General features: G+C 65.3%; 20 protein-coding genes and 1 riboswitch. Of the genes, 7 read left to right on the plus strand and 13 right to left on the minus strand.

Annotation, left to right across the window (positions count from 1 at the left end):
- Positions 1 to 11 precede the first annotated feature (11 nt).
- From M1D32_RS13870 to glyA, 10 genes are all read right to left on the minus strand, one after another.
- Positions 12 to 1,142: a YihY/virulence factor BrkB family protein gene (locus tag M1D32_RS13870; RefSeq protein WP_458779222.1), complete on the minus strand. Its 1,131-nt coding sequence runs from the start codon at positions 1,140 to 1,142 to the stop codon at positions 12 to 14.
- Entirely contained in the window at positions 1,120 to 1,767 is a 648-nt protein-coding gene (locus M1D32_RS13875; protein WP_458782195.1) for a 2'-5' RNA ligase family protein, read from the minus strand. The genes M1D32_RS13870 and M1D32_RS13875 overlap by 23 nt, the downstream gene beginning before the upstream one ends.
- A 61-nt stretch (positions 1,768 to 1,828) precedes the next feature.
- Positions 1,829 to 2,872, minus strand: coding sequence for a tryptophan--tRNA ligase (gene trpS, locus M1D32_RS13880; RefSeq protein WP_458779223.1), 1,044 nt, complete (start codon positions 2,870 to 2,872; stop codon positions 1,829 to 1,831).
- 21 nt (positions 2,873 to 2,893) lie between these two features.
- A complete protein-coding gene (locus M1D32_RS13885; RefSeq protein ID WP_458779224.1) occupies positions 2,894 to 3,727 on the minus strand; it encodes an exodeoxyribonuclease III in 834 nt (277 codons plus the stop codon).
- A 10-nt stretch (positions 3,728 to 3,737) separates the two neighbouring features.
- A complete protein-coding gene (locus tag M1D32_RS13890; RefSeq protein ID WP_458779225.1) occupies positions 3,738 to 4,298 on the minus strand; it encodes a hypothetical protein in 561 nt (186 codons plus the stop codon).
- 145 nt (positions 4,299 to 4,443) lie between these two features.
- Entirely contained in the window at positions 4,444 to 5,277 is an 834-nt protein-coding gene (locus M1D32_RS13895; RefSeq protein ID WP_458779226.1) for an ABC transporter permease, read from the minus strand.
- The gene (locus M1D32_RS13900; RefSeq protein ID WP_458782196.1) at positions 5,274 to 6,125 is read right to left on the minus strand and encodes an ABC transporter permease; all 852 of its coding nucleotides are present in this window, start codon (positions 6,123 to 6,125) and stop codon (positions 5,274 to 5,276) included. The genes M1D32_RS13895 and M1D32_RS13900 overlap by 4 nt, the downstream gene beginning before the upstream one ends.
- Before the next feature lie 28 nt (positions 6,126 to 6,153).
- Positions 6,154 to 7,155 carry an ABC transporter ATP-binding protein gene (locus M1D32_RS13905; protein WP_458779227.1) on the minus strand — a complete coding sequence of 334 codons (1,002 nt, stop codon included), beginning with the start codon at positions 7,153 to 7,155 and terminating at the stop codon, positions 6,154 to 6,156.
- Positions 7,156 to 7,293: 138 nt separating this feature from the next.
- Positions 7,294 to 8,199: a bifunctional methylenetetrahydrofolate dehydrogenase/methenyltetrahydrofolate cyclohydrolase gene (locus tag M1D32_RS13910; RefSeq protein WP_458779228.1), complete on the minus strand. Its 906-nt coding sequence runs from the start codon at positions 8,197 to 8,199 to the stop codon at positions 7,294 to 7,296.
- A gap of 4 nt (positions 8,200 to 8,203) precedes the next feature.
- On the minus strand, positions 8,204 to 9,502 hold the full coding sequence (gene glyA / locus M1D32_RS13915; protein ID WP_458779229.1) for a serine hydroxymethyltransferase: 1,299 nt from the start codon (positions 9,500 to 9,502) through the stop codon (positions 8,204 to 8,206).
- Positions 9,503 to 9,647: 145 nt separating this feature from the next.
- Positions 9,648 to 9,733: riboswitch (ZMP/ZTP riboswitch) on the minus strand.
- Between the two features lie 43 nt (positions 9,734 to 9,776).
- Between glyA and purU the strand changes: the two genes are divergently transcribed.
- The 3 genes from purU to M1D32_RS13930 are packed head-to-tail and all read left to right on the plus strand — an operon-like array spanning position 9,777 to position 11,846.
- Positions 9,777 to 10,637, plus strand: coding sequence for a formyltetrahydrofolate deformylase (purU, locus tag M1D32_RS13920; protein ID WP_458779230.1), 861 nt, complete (start codon positions 9,777 to 9,779; stop codon positions 10,635 to 10,637).
- Positions 10,638 to 10,659: 22 nt separating this feature from the next.
- On the plus strand, positions 10,660 to 11,310 hold the full coding sequence (locus tag M1D32_RS13925; protein WP_458779231.1) for a class I SAM-dependent methyltransferase: 651 nt from the start codon (positions 10,660 to 10,662) through the stop codon (positions 11,308 to 11,310).
- Positions 11,311 to 11,327: 17 nt separating this feature from the next.
- Positions 11,328 to 11,846: a gamma carbonic anhydrase family protein gene (locus tag M1D32_RS13930; protein WP_458779232.1), complete on the plus strand. Its 519-nt coding sequence runs from the start codon at positions 11,328 to 11,330 to the stop codon at positions 11,844 to 11,846.
- Between the two features lie 118 nt (positions 11,847 to 11,964).
- Here M1D32_RS13930 and M1D32_RS13935 read toward each other — a convergent pair whose 3' ends face one another.
- Together M1D32_RS13935 and M1D32_RS13940 are read right to left on the minus strand one after the other, a co-directional pair.
- Entirely contained in the window at positions 11,965 to 13,698 is a 1,734-nt protein-coding gene (locus tag M1D32_RS13935; RefSeq protein WP_458779233.1) for a flavin monoamine oxidase family protein, read from the minus strand.
- Positions 13,699 to 13,718: 20 nt separating this feature from the next.
- Entirely contained in the window at positions 13,719 to 15,242 is a 1,524-nt protein-coding gene (locus tag M1D32_RS13940; RefSeq protein WP_458779234.1) for an amino acid permease, read from the minus strand.
- 110 nt (positions 15,243 to 15,352) lie between these two features.
- Between M1D32_RS13940 and M1D32_RS13945 the strand changes: the two genes are divergently transcribed.
- Positions 15,353 to 16,999: a PucR family transcriptional regulator gene (locus M1D32_RS13945; RefSeq protein ID WP_458779235.1), complete on the plus strand. Its 1,647-nt coding sequence runs from the start codon at positions 15,353 to 15,355 to the stop codon at positions 16,997 to 16,999.
- Here M1D32_RS13945 and M1D32_RS13950 read toward each other — a convergent pair.
- Positions 16,978 to 17,772, minus strand: a complete 795-nt coding sequence (locus M1D32_RS13950) for a nitrilase-related carbon-nitrogen hydrolase (protein ID WP_458779236.1) — start codon at positions 17,770 to 17,772, stop codon at positions 16,978 to 16,980. The two genes, M1D32_RS13945 and M1D32_RS13950, sit on opposite strands and share 22 nt — an antisense overlap.
- A gap of 202 nt (positions 17,773 to 17,974) precedes the next feature.
- On the opposite strand from M1D32_RS13950, the gene M1D32_RS13955 reads away from it, so the two are divergent.
- The 3 genes from M1D32_RS13955 (at position 17,975) to mmsB (ending at position 22,191) form a co-directional block, all read left to right on the plus strand.
- On the plus strand, positions 17,975 to 19,165 hold the full coding sequence (locus M1D32_RS13955; protein ID WP_458779237.1) for an ROK family transcriptional regulator: 1,191 nt from the start codon (positions 17,975 to 17,977) through the stop codon (positions 19,163 to 19,165).
- 132 nt (positions 19,166 to 19,297) lie between these two features.
- Positions 19,298 to 20,860: a multiple monosaccharide ABC transporter ATP-binding protein gene (gene mmsA, locus M1D32_RS13960; protein WP_458779238.1), complete on the plus strand. Its 1,563-nt coding sequence runs from the start codon at positions 19,298 to 19,300 to the stop codon at positions 20,858 to 20,860.
- A gap of 44 nt (positions 20,861 to 20,904) precedes the next feature.
- The gene (mmsB, locus tag M1D32_RS13965) at positions 20,905 to 22,191 is read left to right on the plus strand and encodes a multiple monosaccharide ABC transporter permease (protein WP_458779239.1); all 1,287 of its coding nucleotides are present in this window, start codon (positions 20,905 to 20,907) and stop codon (positions 22,189 to 22,191) included.
- Positions 22,192 to 22,208: the final 17 nt, after the last annotated feature.

The raw sequence follows: 22,208 nt of genomic DNA on the forward strand, positions 1-22,208 counted from the left end.
CCGGCCCCGGATTATCGCTGCCGGGGACGGCCGATGCCCCGCCGCCCGCCACTCGGCGCGGTGCCATTGTCCGTATTGACAGAGGCCTTGCCCGGCTGGACAGGCACCTTGCCCGGCTGGACCTGGCGGGCTCCCCACACGCCCTTCTCGTGCCCGGATGAATGGTTCCTAAGGTCGGCCTCGCGGACCGCTGCCCACCCTGCCGAGACGAGGTAGACCTGGCTAACCAGGTTGAACCAGATCAGCAGGCCGATGATGATGGCGAAGGGCGCCAGGATGGGGTTTCGTCCGGCCCCGGCCAGCAGTTCGGTACTGAAGACCTGCAGGACAGTGGTTCCCACGGCAGCCAGGATGGTGCCTTCGAGCAGGGCCCGGCGGGAGAGTTTCAGGCTTCCCGCGAACCGGAACATGATAAGTGCCGTAGCCCAGCTCAGAACCAGCGGTACACCGACTTTAACGGAAGTGGTCAGCGGGCCGGCCAGCACCGGGTCCAGCCGCAGGAATTCTGCTACCCAGCCTGCAGCGGTACCAAAGACGAGGGAAGCTCCGGCGCTGATGACCAGGGCTACGCCCAGCAAAAGCAGGGTGCCGGCGTCGCGCAGCTTGAGCAGCACGGGGTTGATCCTGAGGGGCGGAAGCTGCATGACCACCCTCAGTCCAGCCCGGACGCCGTCAATCCATCCAAGGGAGATGACGAAGGTGACTGCGCCCGCAATCAGGGCCGCCCAGCCCAGTCCTTCCGGGTTCAGCAGCTCGGCCGGGTCAACCAGGCCCTCGCCGCCGTTGAGCTTCAACAGCCCCGGCGCGCTCTCGGCCACACTGCTGATGGTCCGGTCCAGAAGGGCAGGCTGGCTGCGGAGGACGAGCCCCGCGACGGAAAACCCGGTAGTCAGGAGGCCAGTGATGGAAAAGAACATCCTGAAGCCGATACCCGCGCTCAGCAGCGGTCCGCGCTGGAGGTTGTAGTGCTGGAAGGCGCGCACGGGCCGGAGAATGCTCACCCGCGCCAACAGCCACTGCATCATGGCCGGCAGGGTTGCTGCAGCACCGCCGCCGGACCTTCTGACCTTGCCCCATGCGATCCTCTTCCGAATCGCGGTCAGCTTTAGCTGGGCGAGGTCAGTGGGGAGCGGTGGCTCCATCTCCGTTGGCGACGGCGTTGGTTGAGCAGGCGCCGGCGTCGTTGTCAGTTTCGGTCCCAAAGTCCAGCTCTTCCCGTAGCTGCCAGATGCCGTCAGCATCGTGCTCGTAAAGTCCCATGCTAACCACGGGGAAGGTGGCCCTGTAGTTCTTCAATACCGATTCGGCTTCGTCGAGGCTATCCGGGGCCACGTCGTGGGCGATGGTGACATGCGGGTGGTAGGCGAACGGCAGCTCACGCTGGAGGGGACCCTGCTGAAGCTTTTCATGCAGGTCAACGCATTCCATGAAGCCATCCTCCACATTGATGAACACCACAGGGGAAACCGGACGGAACGTCCCGGTGCCGGCGATGGTGACCATAAAGGGGCTCTGGCGGCGGGCAACGTCCCGCACGTGCTCCCTGGTCGCTTCCCAGTCCTGGGTGGGGGTGGTGGTCACCAGCGTGATGTGGGCCGGAACCACGTCCGCGAGCGGATCGCCGAACGAAGCCCGCCAACGCTGCAGCTCTTCGGCGACTTCCGGCGGAAATCCCAGGATGACGCCCACACTGATCTCTTCCGTGCGGGACGTGGCTTCCTTACTGCCGGTGGCCTTCGCGGGGTCACCTTGGGGGTTACCGGACATTCCCGCTGCCTGCGTGGAGCGGGAGCCTTCCCTTGCGGTGACTTTGCTGGATGGCATGGCGCTAGCGGACTCCGGCAAGGGAGAGGGACGGAAGGAAGCCCATGCGCTCATAAACCTGGCCAAGGGTAACCGAAGCGATGTCACGGGCACGTTCTGCGCCGTGCGCCAGCAGCCGGTCCAGTTCCGCCGGATCTGCCATCAGCTCATTGGTGCGGTTCCGCAGCGGCGTGACGAACTCCACCACCACCTCCGCGAGGTCCACCTTCAGGTGGCCGTACATCTTGCCCTGGTACTCGGCTTCCAGTTCTGCCACCGATTTTCCGGTCAGGGACGAGTAGATGGTCAGCAGGTTCGAGACGCCTGGCTTTTCCTCGGAGTCGAACCGGATTTCGGTTCCGGCATCGGTCACTGCGGACTTGATGCGCTTGGCTGCGATCTTGGGATCGTCCAACAGCTGGATGGCCCCGTTGGGTGACTCACCGGTCTTGGACATCTTGGCGCTGGGGTTCTGGAGATCGTAGATCTTGGCGCGTTCCTTGACAATGGTGGCCTCCGGAACGGTGAACGTGTGGCCGAACCTCGTGTTGAAGCGCTGGGCCAGGTTCCGCGTCAGCTCCAGGTGCTGGCGCTGGTCCTCCCCCACCGGCACAAGGTCGGTCTGGTACAGCAGGATGTCCGCGGCCATGAGCGTGGGGTAGGCGAAGAGCCCCAGGGTGGCCGCGTCCGCCCCGGACTTCTGGGTCTTGTCCTTGAACTGGGTCATCCGGGAGGCCTCGCCGAAACCGGTGATGCAGTTCAAGGCCCAAGCCAGCTGCGCGTGCTCCGGGACGTGGGACTGGACGAAGAAGATGCTCTTGTCCGGATCGATGCCGGCGGCGATGTACTGGGCCGCCACGATACGGGTGCGCCTGGCCAGCTCGGTAGGGTCAAAGTCCACGGTGATGGCGTGCAGGTCCGGGATGAAGAAGACGGCGTCGTACTCCGCCTGCATGTCCACCCAGTTGCGGACGGCGCCGATGTAGTTCCCCAGGTGCAGGGAATCGGCAGTGGGCTTGGCGCCCGAGAGGATGCGCTTCTTGGTTGCCGGGGATGTCTGGCTAGTCATTGGAGAGGAAACCTTCGGGGCTCAGAGCTGGTAGTCCACTACCAGCGGGGCATGGTCGGAGAAGCGGGTGTCCCACGAGGCCGCGCGGTCCACGACGGCCGAAATGGCAGAGGCGCCGAGACCCGGGGTGGCCAGGTGGTAGTCGATGCGCCAGCCGGTGTCGTTGTCGAAAGCCTTGCCGCGCTGCGACCACCACGTGTAGGGCCCGTCCACCTGGCCTGCAAGGCTGCGGTGGACGTCGGTCCAACCGATTTCCTCCCCGAAGAACCGGTCAAAGTAGGCGCGTTCCTCCGGCAGGTGGCCCGCCTTCTTCAGGTTGCCCTTCGAGTTCCGGATGTCCAGGGGCGTGTGGGCCACGTTCAGGTCGCCCACCACCAGGGCATGGTCACTGTGCTTGGTCAGTTCCGGCAAGCGGGTGCTCATTGCATCCAGGAAGCGGAATTTATCGTCCTGCTTGGGCGTGCCTACCTCACCGGAGTGGACGTAGGCACTTGCAACAGTGAGCTGGACAGGGTGTCCGGCTGCATCGGCAAACCGGAAATCAGCCTCCACCCAGCGGCCTGCGGTGGCGAAGTAATCGTCGCCGATACCGTTCCGGGTTGCCAGCGGTTCTTCCCGCGAGGCGATCGCGACGCCGGCACGGCCCTTGGCTTCAGCCTCGGCATGCAGGATGTGCCAGCCTTCCCCGAGCAGCTGCCGGACGATGGCGTCAGGGGCGCGGACTTCCTGCAGGCAGAGGATGTCCACCTCGCGCGGCTCGAGCCACGCCGCCATGCCGTTTTTGTACGCAGCCCGGAGTCCGTTGACGTTAACGGATGCGATGCGAAGGTGGTCCTTCTTCAATGCCGAGATCACCCGCTCCACTCTAGTCGATGATGGTTCCGGTGACCGGCTCTCCGCTGCCGCCGGAGGACTTGATCATGTCCCTGGCGTTTGTGGCTGTGATCTCGATGGTTTCCAGTGCCCGGTTGATGGTGTCCTGGTTTGCTGCGGCGCCCTTGGCACGCTCCTCCTCCACCACCCGGATCTGCACCTGGACGATCTTGAAGGAGTGGTCCAGCTTGAGGTCACGGACCTCGTCCGCCTGGCTGCGCTCGGCAACAACCCGGGTTCCGCCTTGGTCTGCCGAGGCGTAGGGGCCGCGTCCCGCAGCTGAGGTGAAGGCATTCTGGGCTTCAGTCAGCTTGGCTCCCGCTTTCTTGGCCGCCTTCTGGATGCTGAAGACAACAAAGCAGGCGAGGGCGAGCCAGAAGGCGGCGATAACGGCAACAACCCAGCCCACGACGTCGTTTTGGTTGGCCGCGAAGATGACGGCCACAACGAACGCGGTGACGAGGACCATCAGGCCCGGCCCGCTGATGCGGAACATGGAGAATCCACCCTTGGCGGGTTTGGAGGATGACCTGGAGCTGCCCAAAGATTGCATGCACCCATTCTCTCAAACGCAGGAGTATGCTTCGGCCGCCTTCCACCCCGGGCGAACACCACCGCACCCCTCTCAACTGACTCGCAGTTGAAGTCCCCAAAACGCTTTTTGAGTGCGTTTACTGCGAGTCAGTTGAGGCGGGGGGCTACTTCAGGAAGAGCTGCCGCAGCCGCACGGTGGTGAGCAGCATTCCCACCGCCGTCATCACCAGGTAGTAGCCGATGTGGATGGGGGTGGCCGCGGTGAAAGTGCCCACGCTGATCTGGCGCAGCAATTCCACCCCGTGCCACAGCGGCATTGCCTGGATGAGCCATTGAATGGCCTGCGGGTACACGCTGAGCGGGTAGAACGTGGCGCTGAACAGGAACATGGGCAGCATGATGAAGTTGATCCAGTCCATTTGCTGGAACGTTTTCAGGAAGCTGGTGATCCCCATCCCGATGCTGGCGAACCCGAAGGCGATCAGCACCGAAGCGGGGATCATCAGCAGCGCCCAGGGCGTGGTGATCAAACCCATAACACCCATCACGGCCGTGAATCCCATGGCGTAGAGGAGTCCGCGCAGGAGGGCGAGGAAGATCTCCCCCAGGGCAACGTCCAGCGGCCCCAGCGACGTGTACAGCATCCCCTGGTACAGCTTCGCGAAGTTCATTTTGAAGAACACGTTCCAGGTGGAGTCGTAGACGGCGCCGTTCATCGCGGATACTGCCAGCAGGGCAGGGGCGATGTAGGCGGCGTAACTGATCTCCCCGCCACCAGGACCCTGCACCGGACCCACTATCGCGCCAAGGCCCACTCCCATGGAGATCAGGAACAGGACCGGTTCAAAGAATCCGGAGAGCATCACCAGCCAGTTGCTGCTCTTCGTGGCGAGCAGCCCACGGGAAATCACAGCCCTGGCGTTGCGCGAATACAGCGGCCCGAAAGGCCTGTTGCGGGCCGCGTCAGTCGCGCTCGTCACGGGCAGCCCGGCGCTCACCGGCCCATCCTTGCGGCAAACTGCTTCCGGGTCAGGAACCAGCCCAGCACGGCCAGGCCCACCAGCACTACAACGTGCAGGACGGTCAGCAGCGGAGGCTCCTGGTACCCGTAGCTGAGCACCCGGCCCAGCTCCGTACCGTGCCAGATGGGCGAAATCCAGCCAATCCAGCGCACCGCCAGCGGGAGGCTGTCCAGGGGAAAGAACGTGCCGGAGAAGAGGAACAGCGGCATCACGATGAACCGCATCACCAGGGCGAACTGGCCCTTGTCCTCAATAATGGACGCGGAGTAAGCCATCAGCGGCAGGCCAAAGGAGAGCCCCGCCAGCGTGGCCACCAGGATGGTCACCCAGCCCCACCCGCCGGGCGCCGCACCAAAAAGTGCCACGGCCACAAAATAGGCGGCGGACTGCAGCAGGAAGCGCAGCGTCACCGCCATGATGTGTCCGGCGGCAATCTGCTGGGGCGTCAGCGGCGAGGCGTGGGGCCCGAAGTAGGTCCGGCGCCATTTGAAGCCGTCCATCACAGGAAAGGTGAATTCGTTCGCGGCGGTCATGACTGCCGCGGAGACCAGCAGCGCCGGCGCCACGAACGTCACGTAACCCACTCCCCCGAAAGCTCCGGCGCCCTGCGAGTCGACCAGTGTAGCCAGGCCCACGCCCATGGCAAACAGGTAGGCCACCGGGTGGCCCACGCTGTACATGATGATGGACCAGCTGTACCCCTTCATCACGCGGAGCACCTGCTCGGCGTAGTAGAAGGCACCCCAGCGCCTCGCCTTGGCGGCCGCTGCTTCCGGGCTGTGTGCCCGCGCAGGCGCTCTGGATACGTCCGTCGTCCCAACCAGGCCCGCTTCGGTGTTCAACCCCGCCTCATCACTCAACGAGGCTCCTGCCCGTCAGCCTTAGGAACACATCTTCCAGCGAGGACCTCCGTACCAGCGAAGTCAGCGGCCGCAGGCCGCGGGACGCTACCTGCTCAAGGGCCGCCTCGCCGTCGTGCGCGTAAATCAGCACCCGGTCCGGCAGGACCTCCAGGCGCTCCCCGATGCCGTCCAGTTCCGCGGCGATGGTGGTGTTCCGTTCGGAGCCGAACCGCAGCTCAACCACCTCGCGCGTGGAATGCGCGCGGATCAGTTGCGCGGGAGACCCCTCGGCCATGATCCGGCCCTTGTCCACCACGATCAGCCGGTCGCACAGCTGCTCGGCCTCGTCCATATAGTGCGTGGTCAGGATCAGCGTGACGCCCTGCTCCTTGAGCCGGAAAAGGCGGTCCCACAGGATGTGCCGCGCCTGCGGGTCCAGCCCGGTGGTGGGTTCATCCAGCAGCAGGATCCGGGGTTCGTTGATCAGCGAACGTGCGATGGTCAGCCGCCGCTTCATGCCGCCGGACAGCGCGTCCACCTTGGACTTCGCCTTGTCCGTCAGCTGGGCAAACTCCAGCAGTTCGTCAGCCTTTGGCTTCAGGTAGCTCATCGGCAGCCCGAAGTACCGGCCGTACACCAGGAGGTTGTCCCGGACCCGCAACTCCTCGTCCAGGTTGTCCTGCTGCGGCACCACGCCCAAGTGCGCCCGCACCTCGGGCCCGTGCGAGTCCGGGTCCAGGCCCATGATGTGCAGGTTCCCCGAGGTGCGGCGGGTGACTCCGCCGATCATCTTCATGGTGGTGGATTTGCCGGCACCGTTGGGCCCCAGCAGGCCGAAGGATTCTCCGGCGGGGACGCTGAAGGAGATGCCGTCCACGGCGGCAACGTCGCCGTAGGTCTTGGTCAGGTTTTCTGCCGTGATGACGATCCGGCGGGGTTCGGTGTGGGGCTCTTCGGCCCGCTGGACGGCGCCGGCTGCGGCGCCGGAGGACACGGTGGCTTTGTTGTGCACCCTCCGCAGACTAGTAGAGCCGGCGGACAGGTGGAAGGGGACTTTCAGTTCCGTGTTCAGGGCCCGTGCCAAAAGTCCGACGGCGGCCCGCCCCTTGCGCTCAAGGGGCGGGCCGCCGTCGGGCGTGAGGAAAGGGAGCTAGCGGTTTGCTGCCGCCTGGCGTTCAGCTGCTTCGACAACATTTGTCATGAGCAGCGCCACGGTCATGGGGCCCACACCCCCGGGGTTCGGCGAAATCCAGCCGGCGACGTCGGCAGCGGCCGGTTCGATGTCACCATGGACCTTGCTCTTGCCTGTCTCGGCGTCGGTTTCCCGGGTGACACCGACATCGAGCAGGGCTGCGCCCGGCTTCACGTCGGCTGCCTTGACGATGTGCTTGACACCGGCGGCACCCACGATGACGTCAGCCTGCCGCAGCAGCTCCGACATGTTGGTGGTACCGGTGTGCGTCAGGGTGACGGTGGCATTAACCTCCCGCCGGGTCAGCAGCAGACCGATCGAGCGGCCGATGGTGACGCCCCGGCCCACAACAACCACATGCTTGCCTTTGAGGTCGTAGCCGTTGCGCACCAGCAACTCGATGACGCCGCGGGGCGTGCACGGCAGCGGCGAGGTGATCTCGCCGTTGACGTTGAGTACCAGCCGGCCAAGGTTGGTGGGGTGCAGCCCGTCCGCATCTTTGTCGGGGTCGATGCGCTCCAGGATGGCGTCGGTGTCCAGGTGCTTGGGCAGCGGCAGCTGGACGATGTAACCGTGGCAGGCGGGGTCCGCATTGAGTTCGTCAATGAGGGCTTCGACCTGTTCCTGCGTGGCGTCCGCCGGAAGCTCACGCTGCATGGAGTTCATCCCGATTTCCACGGACTGTTTGTGCTTCATGGACACATACAGCTGGGACGCGGGATCCGCACCGACGAGCACTGTGGCAATGCCGGGGGTTACACCCTGGGCTTTCAGTTCCGCGACCCGCTCGGTGAGCTCGGACTTGATGGCGGCAGCGGCTGCCTTGCCGTCAAGGATTTTCGCGGTCTGCTTGGTTTCAGTCATGGGATCACCACTGCTCGTGCTGCGGGTACAGCGGGAAGTCGGCGGCGAGCTTGTCCACGCGGGCCTGCAGGGCCTCGACGTCGGCGCTGCTGCCGGCCTTCAACGCCGTGGCGATGATCTCTGCCACCTCGGTGAACTCGGCGGCACCGAAGCCGCGGGTGGCCAGGGCCGGGGTGCCGATGCGCAGGCCGGAGGTGACCATCGGCGGGCGGGGATCGAACGGAACAGCGTTGCGGTTGACCGTGATGCCTACGGAGTGCAGGAGGTCTTCGGCCTGCTGGCCGTCCAGCTGGGAGTTTCGCAGGTCAACGAGGACCAGGTGCACATCGGTGCCGCCGGTGAGGACGGAGACGCCGGCTTCGGCGACGTCGGCCTGGTTGAGGCGGTCGGCGATGATCTTCGCGCCTTCGAGGACGCGCTCCTGGCGCTCCTTGAATTCCTCGGTGCCGGCGATCTTGAAGGCCACGGCCTTGGCTGCGATGACGTGCATGAGCGGCCCGCCCTGCTGGCCCGGGAACACGTTGGAGTTCAGCTTCTTGGCCCACTCCTGCTTGGCCAGGATCACACCGGAGCGCGGACCGGCAAGTGTCTTGTGCACGGTGGAGGTGACGACGTCGGAGTACGGCACCGGGCTCGGGTGCAGTCCGGCTGCAACCAGTCCGGCGAAGTGCGCCATGTCGGTCCAGAGCAGCGCGCCAACCTCGTCGGCGATGGAACGGAAGGCAGCGAAGTCCAGGTGGCGCGGGTAGGCGGACCAGCCGGCGATGATCACCTGGGGCTTCTCGGCAATGGCCTGCTCGCGGAGCTTGTCCATGTCCACGCGGAAGTTGTCTTCCTCCACCTGGTAGGCAGCCACGTTGTAGAGCTTGCCGGAGAAGTTCAGCTTCATGCCGTGGGTCAGGTGGCCGCCGTGGGCCAGGGACAGTCCGAGGATCTTGTCGCCGGGAGTGATCATCGCGGAGAGCGCGGCTGCGTTGGCCTGGGCACCGGAGTGCGGCTGGACGTTGGCGTACTCGGCACCGAAGAGGGCCTTGACCCGGTCGATGGCCAGCTGCTCTGCGACGTCCACGTATTCGCAGCCGCCGTAGTAGCGGCGGCCCGGGTAGCCCTCGGCGTACTTGTTGGTCAGGACTGAGCCCTGGGCTTCCATCACGGCGCGGGGGGCGAAGTTTTCGGAGGCAATCATCTCCAGGGTGCCGCGCTGGCGGCCGAGTTCCTGGTCCAGGACTGCTGCGATTTCGGGGTCGAGCTCAGCCAGCGGCTGATTGCTGACGGCGGTTGTTGAGGTGGCTGTAGTAGTCACGAAGAACTCCTGGCTAGGGATACGGGCACTGCTTAGGTCAGGCTACCGGCTGGCGCACTTTCACACACTTGATGACAGGGGCGTGGAAGCGCAGGATGGCGCTGCAGTGCTGACGCAGGTGCAGCCCCAATTCCGGCAAGACATGACCCTCGGCCCAGGCGTACGATCCGTGGTCTTCGTGATTGCCGCTCCCTGGTGGTTAGCCACCCAACGCCAGTTGCGACGCTCCCAGCCTACCAAATCCGGGCGCTGCTGCGCGGGTAGGCTTGTAGGCGTGAGTGAAGAGCAGCTGAACCAAGCGTACGTAGTAACCCTGTCCTGCCCGGACCGCCCGGGGATCGTCCATGCGGTGGCCGGCGCCCTGCTGGGGGCGGGCTGCAATATTACGGATTCGCAGCAGTACGGCAGCCCGGCCACGGGCAACTTCTTTATGCGGGTAGAGGTGACGACGCCGGCTGCTGCCTCGGAGCTTCGCGCAGCTTTGGAGCCCGTCACGGCGGCCTTCGGCATGCAGTGGAGCCTCAACGGCGTGGGGCAGAAGGTCCGGACCCTCGTGATGGCCAGCACCTCCGCCCACTGCCTCAATGACCTGCTGTTCCAGCAGCGGTCCGGAACGTTGCCCATCGAGATCCCCGCCATCGTGTCCAACCACCGGGACCTGGCAGGCCTGGCCGAGTTCTACGGGATTCCCTTCCACCACATCCCCGTCACGAAGGACACCAAGGCGCAGGCAGAGGACAAGCTCCGCGCCATCATGGCCGAGCACGATATCGAATTGACGGTCCTGGCCCGCTACATGCAGATCCTGTCCGACGAGCTCTGCACCGACCTCACCGGCAAGGCCATCAACATCCACCACTCGTTCCTGCCGTCCTTTAAGGGCGCCAAGCCGTACCACCAGGCCCATGCGCGCGGTGTGAAGCTGATCGGTGCCACCGCCCACTACGTGACGGCGGCCCTGGATGAGGGCCCCATCATTGAGCAGGAAGTTATCCGCGTGGACCACGCCCGGACGCCGGAGCAGTTCGTCCAGATGGGCCGGGACGTGGAAGGCCGCACGCTGGTCCAGGCGGTGCAGTGGCACGCGGAGCACCGTGTGCTGCTGGACGGCAACAGGACTGTTGTCTTTAACTAACGGCTGAGCCTCCGGAGGCACCATGGAAGCGGGGGTGGAGGACGGCGAGCGCCGCCTTGCCGATTTCTACAACGGACGGGCCGCTTCCGGCGCCGACTATCCGCCGTCGCGCCACATCGCTGAGCAGCGCAGCCGCTTCATCGCCCTGCTGAAGTCCGAAGGGCGGCACTCCGTCCTCGAGATCGGGAGCGGAAGCGGTCAGGACGGATTGAAGTTCGTCGAGGCGGGGATCCATTACACCGGAGTGGACCTCGCGGAGGGTCAGGTCCGGCGCGCCCGTGCCAGGGGCCTGGATGTATCGGTTGCGAGCGCCCGGCGGCTGCCGTTCCCGGACGGTACGTTCCCGGCACTGTGGTGCATGGGTACCTTGCTTCACATTCCCGCCAGGGACATCGACGCCGTCCTGGCAGAGCTGGTGCGGGTGTGCGCGCCGGGCGCGCTGATCGCCACCGGCCTTTGGTCCGGGAACGACGCAGAGGAACTGAACCCGGAGGACGACGTCGAGCCCCGCTTCTTCTGCAGGCGCACCGACGCAACGGTCAGGGAAGTCTTTGGCCGCCACGGCGCCATTGAAGACTTTGCCACCTGGCCCGAGGGTACCGGCACCGAGTCCGGACCCGGCGGCGGCTACTGGACGCAGCACTACCAGTTCCTGGTCCTCCGTACCCCCTGATGTCCTAGGCTTGGCCCATGGCTCCTCTTTATCCCTTCGCCGGGAACACCCCTGCCGTCCATGAATCCGCATTTGTTGCACCCACGGCCTCGATCATCGGCAACGCCACCCTGGCCGAGGACTCCAGCGCCTTCTACGGTGTCTCGGTCCGTGCCGACACCGCCGCCATCTCCGTCGGCGCCGGCAGCAACCTGCAGGACAATGTGGTGCTGCACGCGGACCCGGGCTTCCCCTGCACGGTGGGCGAACGGGTCAGCGTGGGGCACGCCGCCGTCGTCCATGGCTGCACGGTGGAGGACGACTGCCTGGTCGGCATGGGCGCCACCATCCTCAACGGTGCGGTGATCGGCGCCGGCTCGCTCGTGGCTGCCGGCGCCGTCGTCCTGGAGGGTACCGTGGTCCCGCCACGCTCACTGGTGGCGGGTGTTCCGGGCAAGGTCCGCCGCGAACTCACCGATGAGGAGTACGACGGCGTCCGGGCGAACGCGTCCCGCTACATCGAACTGGCCCAGGCGCACCGGAACATGCACGATTAGTCCCCACCCGCACCCTAGCCTCGCAAGGCCGCACCGGCTCCCTGCCCTCGCAAGCTCGGTCCGGGGCCCTCGCCGAGCGGCTCCACGGCCAGGCAACCCTGCGGGCGTGGGCCCAGGCTCAGTCCAGTGAAATAGGACCGAATTCATCAAGCAGGTCACCCGGCCCGGGGTTGCCCGGGGCCGAGGAACCGCCCAGGTGGTTGACCACGCCCCACACCGCGTTCAGCCCGGTGGTGACGGCGCCTTCGGCCCAGCCCGCGGTAAAGGAAACGTCGTCGCCGGCCAGGAAGATGCCTCGCTGTGACTCCGGCAGGGCATCCTGCTTGAAGTGGGTGAACAGCCGCTGCTGGTAGCGGTAGTGCCCCGGAAGGTTTGCCTTGAAGGCACCCATGAAGTTGGGATCGGCTTCCCAGGAGACGGTGATGGGCTGGCCTACAATGTGCCCGGCGATGTCCACCCCGGGGTAGATCTGCTCGAGCGAATGCAGCATCAGTTCCACGCGCTCGTCAGCGTCCAGCGCCAGCCACTTCAGCGCGTCATCGTTCCAGGTATAGGAGAGCAGGATGACGGCGGGCTGGTCCGGCCCGTTGTCCAGCAAGTACGTGGCGCGGTTGAGCCGGTCCGTGAGCGTCATCGAGAGGACCTCGTTGCCGGTGTCCGGATCGATGTCCTTCCAGAACGGCCGGTCCACCATCACAAACGTCTTGGAGGACTGCATGTAGTGCGAGCGCTCGATGGCGGTCCACAGTTCTGCCGGGAACAGCGCCTCCTCGGTGTGGATCCGGGTGGACAGCAGCCAGGACTGGCAGGTGGTGACCACGGCGGGGTAGCTGGCTTCGCGGCCCCAGCGTTCCCGGATCCGCAGGTTTCCGTCCGGATCGCGGCTGATCCTGCCCACCGCGCCCCGCGGCGAACCGGCGTGCAGTGACGACAGTGAGGTCCCTTCGGGCCAGTGGGCCATGCCGGACGGCGCGTGCTGCCACAGTGCCTCGGGCAGCCGCTGGGCTCCCCCGCGGATGAGCCGGTGCTGGTCGTCCGCGTCCGTGTAGACCACGCGGAGGATCTCGAGGATGGAGTTGGGGAAGTCGGTGTCCCACCCGCCGGTGCCGAAGCCGACTTGGCCGAAGGCTTCCCGGTGTGCGAACCCGGCCTTCTTGAATGACTCGCTGGCGGCGATGAAGCCGTAGAAGGTCTGCTCGTCCATCAGTGGGAGCAGTTCGTTCCACAGCTCCTTGATCCGGCCGGTGTCCCGGGACCGGATGGCGGCCTGCATCTCAACGAACTTGGCGCCGTCGTTGACGGCTGCCTTCCACGCGTCCGCCACTTCCCGGAAGAACGGCGGAAGGTCGCTTGGCTTTTCCGCGTAGTGCTTCTGCCCGGCCAGCTCAATCACGGTGCTGGACGTGGCCGGGGACAGCGGGTTGGGGAACTCATCGGTTTCCAGGCCCAGCAGGTCCACGTAGTGGTAGAACGCCTTGCCGGATTCCGGGAAGCGCATCCCGCCGAGGTCCGCCATCACGCCGGGAGCCGCGGGGAACGAGGCGGTGCGCAGGCGGCCGCCGATCCGGTCGGCCTCGTAAACCACGGGCCGCAGCCCCAGCTTCATCAGCTCATAGGCGGTGACCAGGCCCGAAAGGCCTGCTCCGATCACGGCAACTTCCGTCCCCAGCAGTTCGGGTGGCACAGTTCCCAGGCCGTCCGGGTGGGCGAGGTAGTGGTCGTAGCTGAACGGGAAGTCCGGGTTCAGCATGGTGATGGGAGCCGCGCCGGCGCTGCCGGGAGCCGGCGCTGCAGCGGAAGTGGCCGAGGTGCTGGACGGGTCGGAAGCCGGCAGTTCGGTGGCGATGGTCATGGAAGTTCTGCCTTCGTCGGTTAGGGGGTGTGCTGGGGTGAGAGTTGTGGTCCGGACAGCTCGCGGTATTCCTCGTTGCTGAGGGCGGCCACCCGTGAATTCCGGCGTCCGTAGCCGAAGTACGCGGCCACGCCCACCAGCATCCAGAGGGCGAAGACCACCCAGGTGTCTGCCCCGAGGTTGGCCATCAGGTAGGCGCACATTGCCGCGCCGAGGATGGGTGTGAGCGGGAAGAGGGGCACGCGGAAGGTCCGCTCCAACTCGGGCCGGGTGCGGCGGAGGTAGATGACGGCCACGTTCACCAGGGCGAACGCAAACAGGGTGCCGATGCTGGTGGCGTCGGCGAGCGCACCCAGCGGCACCAGCCCGGCGGTCAGCGCGACGGCGACCCCTACCAGGAGGGTGCCGGCGACGGGGGTGCCGGTGCGGCGGGAAACGCGGCTGAAGACCTTGGGGATGAGTCCGTCACGGGACATCGACAGCAGGATTCGGGTCTGCCCGTAGAGAACCGTCAGGACGATGCTGGCGATGGCCAGGACGGCGCCCACCGCGAAGACAAGTGCGATCCAGGGCTGGCCGGTGGTTTCCTCAAGGATCTTGACCAGGGCGGCCTCGGTTCCGTCGAACCAGCCCCAGGGCCTGGCGCCGATGGCGGCGACGGCCACGAGCACGTAGATCGTGGTGACAATCAGCATGGACAACATGATGGCCCTGGGCAGGTCGCGCTTGGGGTTCCGCGCTTCCTCACCCGCAGTGGAGGCGGCATCGAAGCCGATGTAGGAAAAGAAGACGCGGGAGGCGGCAGCCGAGACACCTGCGGCGCCCATGGGCAGCAGGGGTTCAAAGTTGCCTGCGTTGAAGGCTGTGAAGGCTACAGCGCAGAAGAACAGCAGGATGCCCACCTTCACCACCACGATGGAGGTGTTGATCCAGGCGCTCTCCTTGGCGCCGCGCACCAGCAGGATGGTTGCGAGCACCACGATGACCATGGCCGGGATATTGACCACGCCGCCGTCGCCGGGCGGTTGGGACACTGCATCGGGGAGGACGGAGCCGAAAACGGCGAGCGTTTCATTGACGTATTGTCCGGCGCCCACCGCCACTGCGGCCACGGATACTGCGTACTCCAGCACCAGGCACCAGCCGCAGATCCACGCCATCCCCTCGCCCATGGTGGCGTACGTGTAGGAATAGCTGGAGCCGGCGACGGGCACCAGTCCGGCCATCTCGGCGTAGGACACAGCGGACAGCAGCGCTGCCAGGCCGGCAATCGCGAACGAAATCCAGATGGCGGGCCCGGCGAGCGGAACGGATTCACCGAGGATCACCAGGATGCCCGTGCCGAGCGTTGCCCCTACGGAGATCATGGTCAGCTGCAGGACACCGAAGCTGCGGACCAGGCGGGGACCTCCGCTGTTGCTTTCTGCCTCGTTGACCATCTGGGCGATTGGCTTGCGGCGCAGCAGCTGGGCGCCCAGTGCGGGACGGGCCGCTGTTCCGGTCGCGCCGTCCGGGGCCTGGCCGGAGAGTGTAGGCACAGTCATCGTTGACGTCCGTTCGTGTGGTTGGTCGGTTGAACTGGTTTTCCCCTCACCCACAGTAGGGGTGTGAGCCGCATCTCAAGGAGGTGCAAAGTGACCTATAGTGTTCACCCATGAGACGTAATGCACCAGCTATCGACGGTAGTCCCGACCAGCTGGACGCGGTCACGCTGGCGCAGTTCCTCGCAGCGCTGCCCCCCGAAGTGAGGATGGTGCACGACGCCGGGAACGGCCAGGTGCCCCTGCGGTGGGTGGAGCCGAGCGAGCTGGAAGACCCTACCCCCTATCTGCTGGACGGCGAGTTTGTCCTGACGGCCGGTTTACCCTTCCGGGACGGAGGCTACGCCGATGCCGGCCCCGATGGGAGCCACAGCGCCCGCCGGGTGCAGGAGTATGTCCGCCGGCTGGTCGATGCAGGAGTGGCCGCCCTGGGCTTTGGCCTGCAGCCGTATTATGACTCCGTTCCGAAGCACGTGGTGGCCGCCTGCCGGCAGTACGGGCTCACCTTGGTGGAGGTGCCGGCCAGCGTGCCGTTTGCCGCCCTGGGCCTGGAATTCTCCAAGCTGCTTGAGTCCGGCAATGCACAGGTGTTCCGGCAGCTGGCCGAAACCAACCGCCACCTCATGCGGGCAGTGCTTTCGGCCCGGCCGGAGCACGAGCTTTTGGCGGCACTGATCCAGCGCGTTCCAGTGTGGGCCGTCCTCTTCGGCGCCGATGGCCGTGTGCGCGCACGCGGGGGTGCCGCCGTCGACACTTCCCGGCTCCAGCCCCTCCTCAAGAAACTCCTCACCGGGAGCGGCCCCCGCGTGGAAACGGAAACCTTCGACGCCCCGGGCTCGGCGCTGGTGTTCGGCCACCCGCTCCGCAGCACCAAGGACGCTACCTTGGGCAGCCTGGTGCTGGGCGCGGACAGGGCCCTGACCCCCGCGCAGAACAGTGTGGTCTCATCTGTTGTGGGGCTTCTTGAACTCCTGGTCCGCCAACGCACCAGCGGGTCCCTGGCGCCCAGCCAGCTGGCCACCGCCCTGCTCCTGCACCCCGAGAGCCTGGCCGCCGGAAACACCCGGCAACTGAACGTGCTGAAGGACCTGTTGGCGCAGAGCGTGGCGGGAACGCGGTCCGGCCCGGTCCGGGTGGTGCAGGGCCTCCGGGGGCCCGGTGCCCCCGCTGCCGAGGACGGTCCGGTGCGGGAGCTGCTGCAGTGGCGGCGGATTTTCGACAGCAAGATGGTGGAGTTGACCGATTACGGATTCGCGGCAGTCACCCGGCTGAAGGTGGATGACCAGTTGATCGCCGAGGTGGAGCAGCTGGGCTGGCGCCTGGTGGTGGGTGAGCAGACTGAACTGTCCGGCTTGCCGGAAACCTACCGGCGGGCAACGTCGCTTCGGCCCCGCGTCCTGGCCTCAGGGAAAAGCGCGCGGGTAGAGGAGGTGACCTGGTCCGTGACCGGCCTGCTGGGCAGTGAGGCCGGGACCATTTTTGCGGGAAAGCTCCTGGCGCCGGTCCTGGAACTGGAGCCCGAACGCCGTGATGTCCAGCTCCGCGTTCTCCGGTTCTGGCTGGCCGCGAACGGAAGCTGGGACGCCACGGCCAAGGATTTGGGCCTGCACAGGAACAGCGTGCGGCGGCAGGTGAATGCCATCGCGGAACTGTTGGAGATGGATCTTGGCCAGGCGCAGTCGCGGGCAGAACTTTGGATTGCGCTGCAGTATACGGACGACCTGGTTGCGGAAAACCCTCAGCCGCCCCAGGAGCCGTAGAGATCAGGCCGCCGTTCGGCGAGGTACGGCACGTCGCCGCGTGCCCGGGCGGCGGCGCTTTCGTCCAGCTCCGCGAAAAGGAGCTGCGGCTCCTCCCCGGCCGCGGCGAGCAACCTGCCGTCCGGCCCGGCGATGACGCTGCCGCCCAGGAACCTGCAGTCCTCCTCGACGCCTGCGTGGTTGGCGTAGGCAATGGACAGCTGGCTTTCCAGCGCCCGCGCCCGCAGCAACACCTGCGGAACGTCGTCATAGCCGTGGGCCAGCGCCGTCGGCACCAGGAGCAGTTCGGCTCCGGCAACGGCGGCCGCCCGGACTGCCTCGGGGAATTCAACGTCGTAGCAGATCACCATGGAAGTCCGGACACCATTGAATTCCACGACGGCGGGAGGCTGGGCCGCCGGGCTGAAGGCTGCACGTTCGTCCGGACCGAAAAGGTGGACCTTGGCGTAGTTGAGCAGGGCTTCACCGCCGGCGTCCAGCAGCGTTGCGGCGATCTGCCACTCCCCTTGCCCGGTGAGCTGGGGAAGGCTGTAGACCAGGCCGATGCGGTGGCGGCGCGAGATGGTGGCAAGCTTGGCGCGCAGCCCGGGCAGGGAATCGGGATCCAGCTCTGCGCGGACCCGGCGCGGTGCATAACCTACAGGGAAGAGCTCGGGTGTCACCAGGACGGCAGCCCCGGCAGCAGCAGCGGCCTCGGCCGCTGCATCGATAGCGGCACAGTTGGCGTCCACGTCCATCACAACAGCGTTCGCCTGCAGCAGTGCCAGCAACACAGCGGCCACCTTCCATCGTTGGACAGGCCTCAGATCAGGCCCTGACATCAGATTAGCGACGGCGGCGCTGGACGAACGGGGTCATTTGCACCTCCTTCCCCATCTCCGCGGGCAGATCATCCTGTTCAACGGAAGGCCTCCCCTAGGCCTTGTTGCGTTAACTTCTTGACTACAAGAGTTCGGATGAGGCAATCTTTCAAGCATGCCCGCAACTTCGCGCTCAACGAGGAGCAAACCCAAAAATCCCGGCTCGCAATCCGCGCTGAGGCAACTGAACCAGCAGCGGATCATTGAGTCGCTGATGGGCGGGCCCTCAACCCAGGCGGAACTGGCCCGGCAAACCGGGCTTTCCACCGCAACGGTCTCCAACATCGTGAAAATCATGCTCGACTCGGGCCTGGCATCCACGGAGCCGATCACCAGTTCGGGCCGGCGGGCGCTCAACGTCAGGCTCAACAGCAATGGCGCGGTGGCCGTCGGAATTGACTTCGGCCGAAGGCATTTGCGGGTGGTCCTCGCGTCGCTCAGCTATCACGTTATTGCCGAGGAATCGGTCGCGCTGCCGCTGGGCCACCAGGCCGAGGAGGGCATCCAGGCGGCGGTGGTCCTGCTCGAGAAACTCCTGCAGGAAAGAAGCATCGCCCGCAGCGCGGTGGTGGGGGCCGGCGTCGGAATTCCCGGGCCCATTGACCGGCGCACCGGCACCGTGGCCCAGGGAGCCATTCTTCCCGAATGGGTAGGCATCAACATCCTCCAGCACTTGGAGGAAAGGCTGAAAATCCCCGTGTTCGTTGACAACGATGCAAATCTCGGGGCGTGGTCCGAGGTGACCTGGGGCCAGCACACCGGGGTCAGCAACCTGCTGTTCCTCAAGATTGGGTCCGGCATTGGCGCAGGCCTGATCCTCAACGGGGCGCCCTATTACGGCAACGTGGGCATCACGGGCGAAATTGGCCACGCCACCATCCACGAACAAGGGTTAGTGTGCCGCTGTGGCAACCGGGGCTGCCTTGAGACCATTGCCTCCACCACCACAATGATCGAACTCCTCAGCCGCGGTGAGGACCGCCCACTCACCCCTGCGGACATCGTGCGCAAGGCCTTGGCACGTGACTCGGCAACCCTGCGGGTGCTCGACGACGCGGGGCTCGCCGTAGGCCGTGCCCTCGGCAACGTGGCCAACCTGATCAATCCTGAAGTGATCGTGGTTGGGGGGCCCTTGGCGGGCTTGGGCAACCTCCTCCTGGACCCCATCAAGCGGGGTCTGGTGAGGCACGCCGTTCCCGTCATCGGTGAGACAACAGAGCTGGCAATGTCCTCCCTGGGCGACCGCGCGGAAGCCCTGGGAGCGGCTGCGCTGGTGTTCCAACACGCGGGGATCCGGAAGACCTAGACCGTTTCGTTATCCGCCATATGCGTTAAAGACTTGACGACAACCGGCGTGATCCAGTTTACTTTTGCATCAGACGGCCCTGCGCTTTGCCGGCCGGACAAAGAAGTCATTGCATTGGAGGGTTAGGGCAACATGACGTCCCAGACCACGCAAACCGACCCCGTCATCCTCGAGATGAGGTCAATCACCAAGGAATTCCCCGGCGTTAAAGCGCTGGATAACGTGAGCCTGCGGGTGAAGGCCGGCGAGATCCACGCCATCTGCGGCGAGAACGGCGCCGGCAAGTCCACGCTCATGAAAGTTCTCTCAGGCGTTTACCCCTACGGCAGCTACGACGGCGACATCGTCTACCAAAGCCAGGTGCAGCAGTTCCGGGACATCCGGGCCAGCGAACACGCGGGCATCGTGATCATCCACCAGGAACTCGCGCTGATTCCGGAGCTCTCCATCATGGAGAACATCTTCCTCGGCAACGAGCCCACCAAACGCGGCGTCATCAACTGGGCAGAAGCCCGGCTTCGCTCCCTGGACCTGCTCGCCCGCGTGGGACTGCGCGAGGACCCGGACACGCCCATCAAGGAAATCGGCGTCGGCAAGCAGCAGCTCGTAGAAATCGCCAAAGCGCTCAACAAGTCCGTCAAGATTCTCATCCTGGACGAACCCACCGCTGCGCTGAATGAGTCCGATTCCCAGCACCTGCTGGACCTGATGCTGGGCCTGAAGGCCAAGGGCATCACGTCCATCATCATTTCGCACAAGCTCAATGAGATCGAGCAGATCGCCGATTCCATCACCATCATCCGCGACGGCAAGTCCATTGAGACGCTGGACGTGAAAGCCGACGGCGTGGACGAGGACCGGATCATCAAGGGCATGGTGGGCCGCACACTCGAATCCCGCTTCCCGGACCACACTCCGAAAATCGGCGAGGTATTCTTCGAGGTCAAGAACTGGACCGTCGGGCACCCCAACGTCCAGGACCGGCTGGTGTGCAAGAACTCCAGCTTCTTCGTCCGTCGCGGCGAGATCGTGGGCTTCGCCGGGCTGATGGGCGCAGGACGCACCGAGCTTGCCAGGTCCGTCTTCGGCCGCTCCTACGGCCGGTTCATCAGCGGCCAGATCTATAAAGACGACAAGGAGATCACCCTTAAATCCGTTCGCCAGGCCATTGACGCCGGGCTGGGATACGTCACCGAGGACCGCAAGTCCCTGGGGTTGAACCTGTTGGATGACATCAAAACCACCACAGTGGCCGCAAACCTGCGAAAGATCAGCCGCAATTCGGTGGTGGATCCCAACCAGGAGTTTACGGTTGCGGAGCAGTACCGCAAGTCGCTGCGCACCAAGACCCCGTCAGTGGAGGAAGGCGTGGCCAAACTTTCCGGCGGCAACCAGCAGAAAGTGGTCCTCGCGAAGTGGATGTTCACCGATCCTGACCTGCTGATCCTGGATGAACCGACCCGCGGCATCGACGTCGGTGCCAAGTACGAGATCTACGGCATCATCCAGCAGCTCGCCAACCAGGGCAAGGGAGTAATTGTCATCTCCTCGGAGCTCCCCGAGCTCCTGGGCCTTTCCGACCGGATCTACACGATTTTCGAAGGCGCCATCACCGGTGTCCTGAACAAAGACGAGGCCAGCCAGGAAAGCCTGATGAAACTGATGACCTCCGCCCGTAAAGCCGAAGCCGCCTGACCCTCTGGACTATCCAGAACCTTCCGGACACAAGGACTGACACCATGAACGCCCTCAAGAAGCTGTTTGGCGGCAACACCCGCCAATTCGGCATGATCTTCGCCCTGGTGGCACTGATCATCTTCTTCCAGATCGCCACCGACGGCCGGACCCTCACCCCCGGCAACGTCATCAACCTCTTCAACGGCAACTCCTACATCCTGATCCTGGCCATCGGAATGGTCCTGGTCATCATTGCGGGCCACATCGACCTCTCCGTAGGCTCCGTGGCAGCATTCGTGGGCGTCACTGTTGCCCTGGCCATCCGCGACTGGGGCATCCCCTGGTATGCCGGCGTCCTGCTGGGGCTGGTGCTCGGCGCGCTCATTGGGGCATGGCAAGGCTGGTGGACGGCGTACGTGGGGATACCCGCGTTCATCGTCACCCTGGCCGGGATGCTCCTGTTCCGCGGCTTCAACCAGTTCGTCGGCAAGTCCAATACCATCCCGGTCCCCAGCGATTTCCAGTACCTGGGCGCAGGCTACCTTCCCGAAGTGGGGCCGGACACCGGCTTCAACAACCTCACCCTGCTGCTGGGCATCGCCGCCGCCGCCTTCGTTGTGGTCGGCGAGCTCCGCTCCCGGGCACGCGCCAAGGCACTGGGAGCCGACGTTCCGGAAATGTGGGTGACCGTCCTGAAGCTGGTCCTGATCAGCGGCGCCATCCTCTACGCCACGTACCTCTTCGCAACGGGCCGCCCGGGCACCTCCTTCCCCATCCCCGGCCTCATCCTTGCCGTCCTGGTGTTGGTCTACGGCTTCATCTCCTCCCGCACCATCCTGGGCCGGCACGTCTATGCAGTCGGCGGCAACCGGCACGCTGCAGAGCTCTCCGGCGTCCAGTCCAAGAAGGTCAACTTCCTGGTCATGATGAACATGTCCATCCTTGCCGGCCTGGCCGGCATGATCTTCGTGGGCCGCTCCACCGCATCGGGCCCGTTCGACGGCGTCGGCTGGGAACTGGACGCCATCGCGGCAGTCTTCATCGGCGGCGCTGCGGTGACAGGCGGCGTGGGCACCGTCGTCGGCTCCATCATTGGTGGCCTGGTGATGGCTGTGCTGAACAACGGCCTGCAGCTCCTCGGCGTCGGCGCCGACCTCACGCAGATCATCAAGGGCCTGGTGCTCCTGATCGCCGTCGCCTTCGATGTCTACAACAAGAGCCAGGGCAAGAAGTCGATCATCGGCATGCTGACCAGGAACTTCAACCGCCCGGCCAGCGGCGGACCCAGCAACCCGCTCCAGCCCGATGAGACCACCTCCACCAAGGAAGCGATCGCCAGGGAAGCCTGAGCCTTGCAGCCTGAATA

The organism is Arthrobacter sp. D3-16 (genome assembly GCF_054408515.1).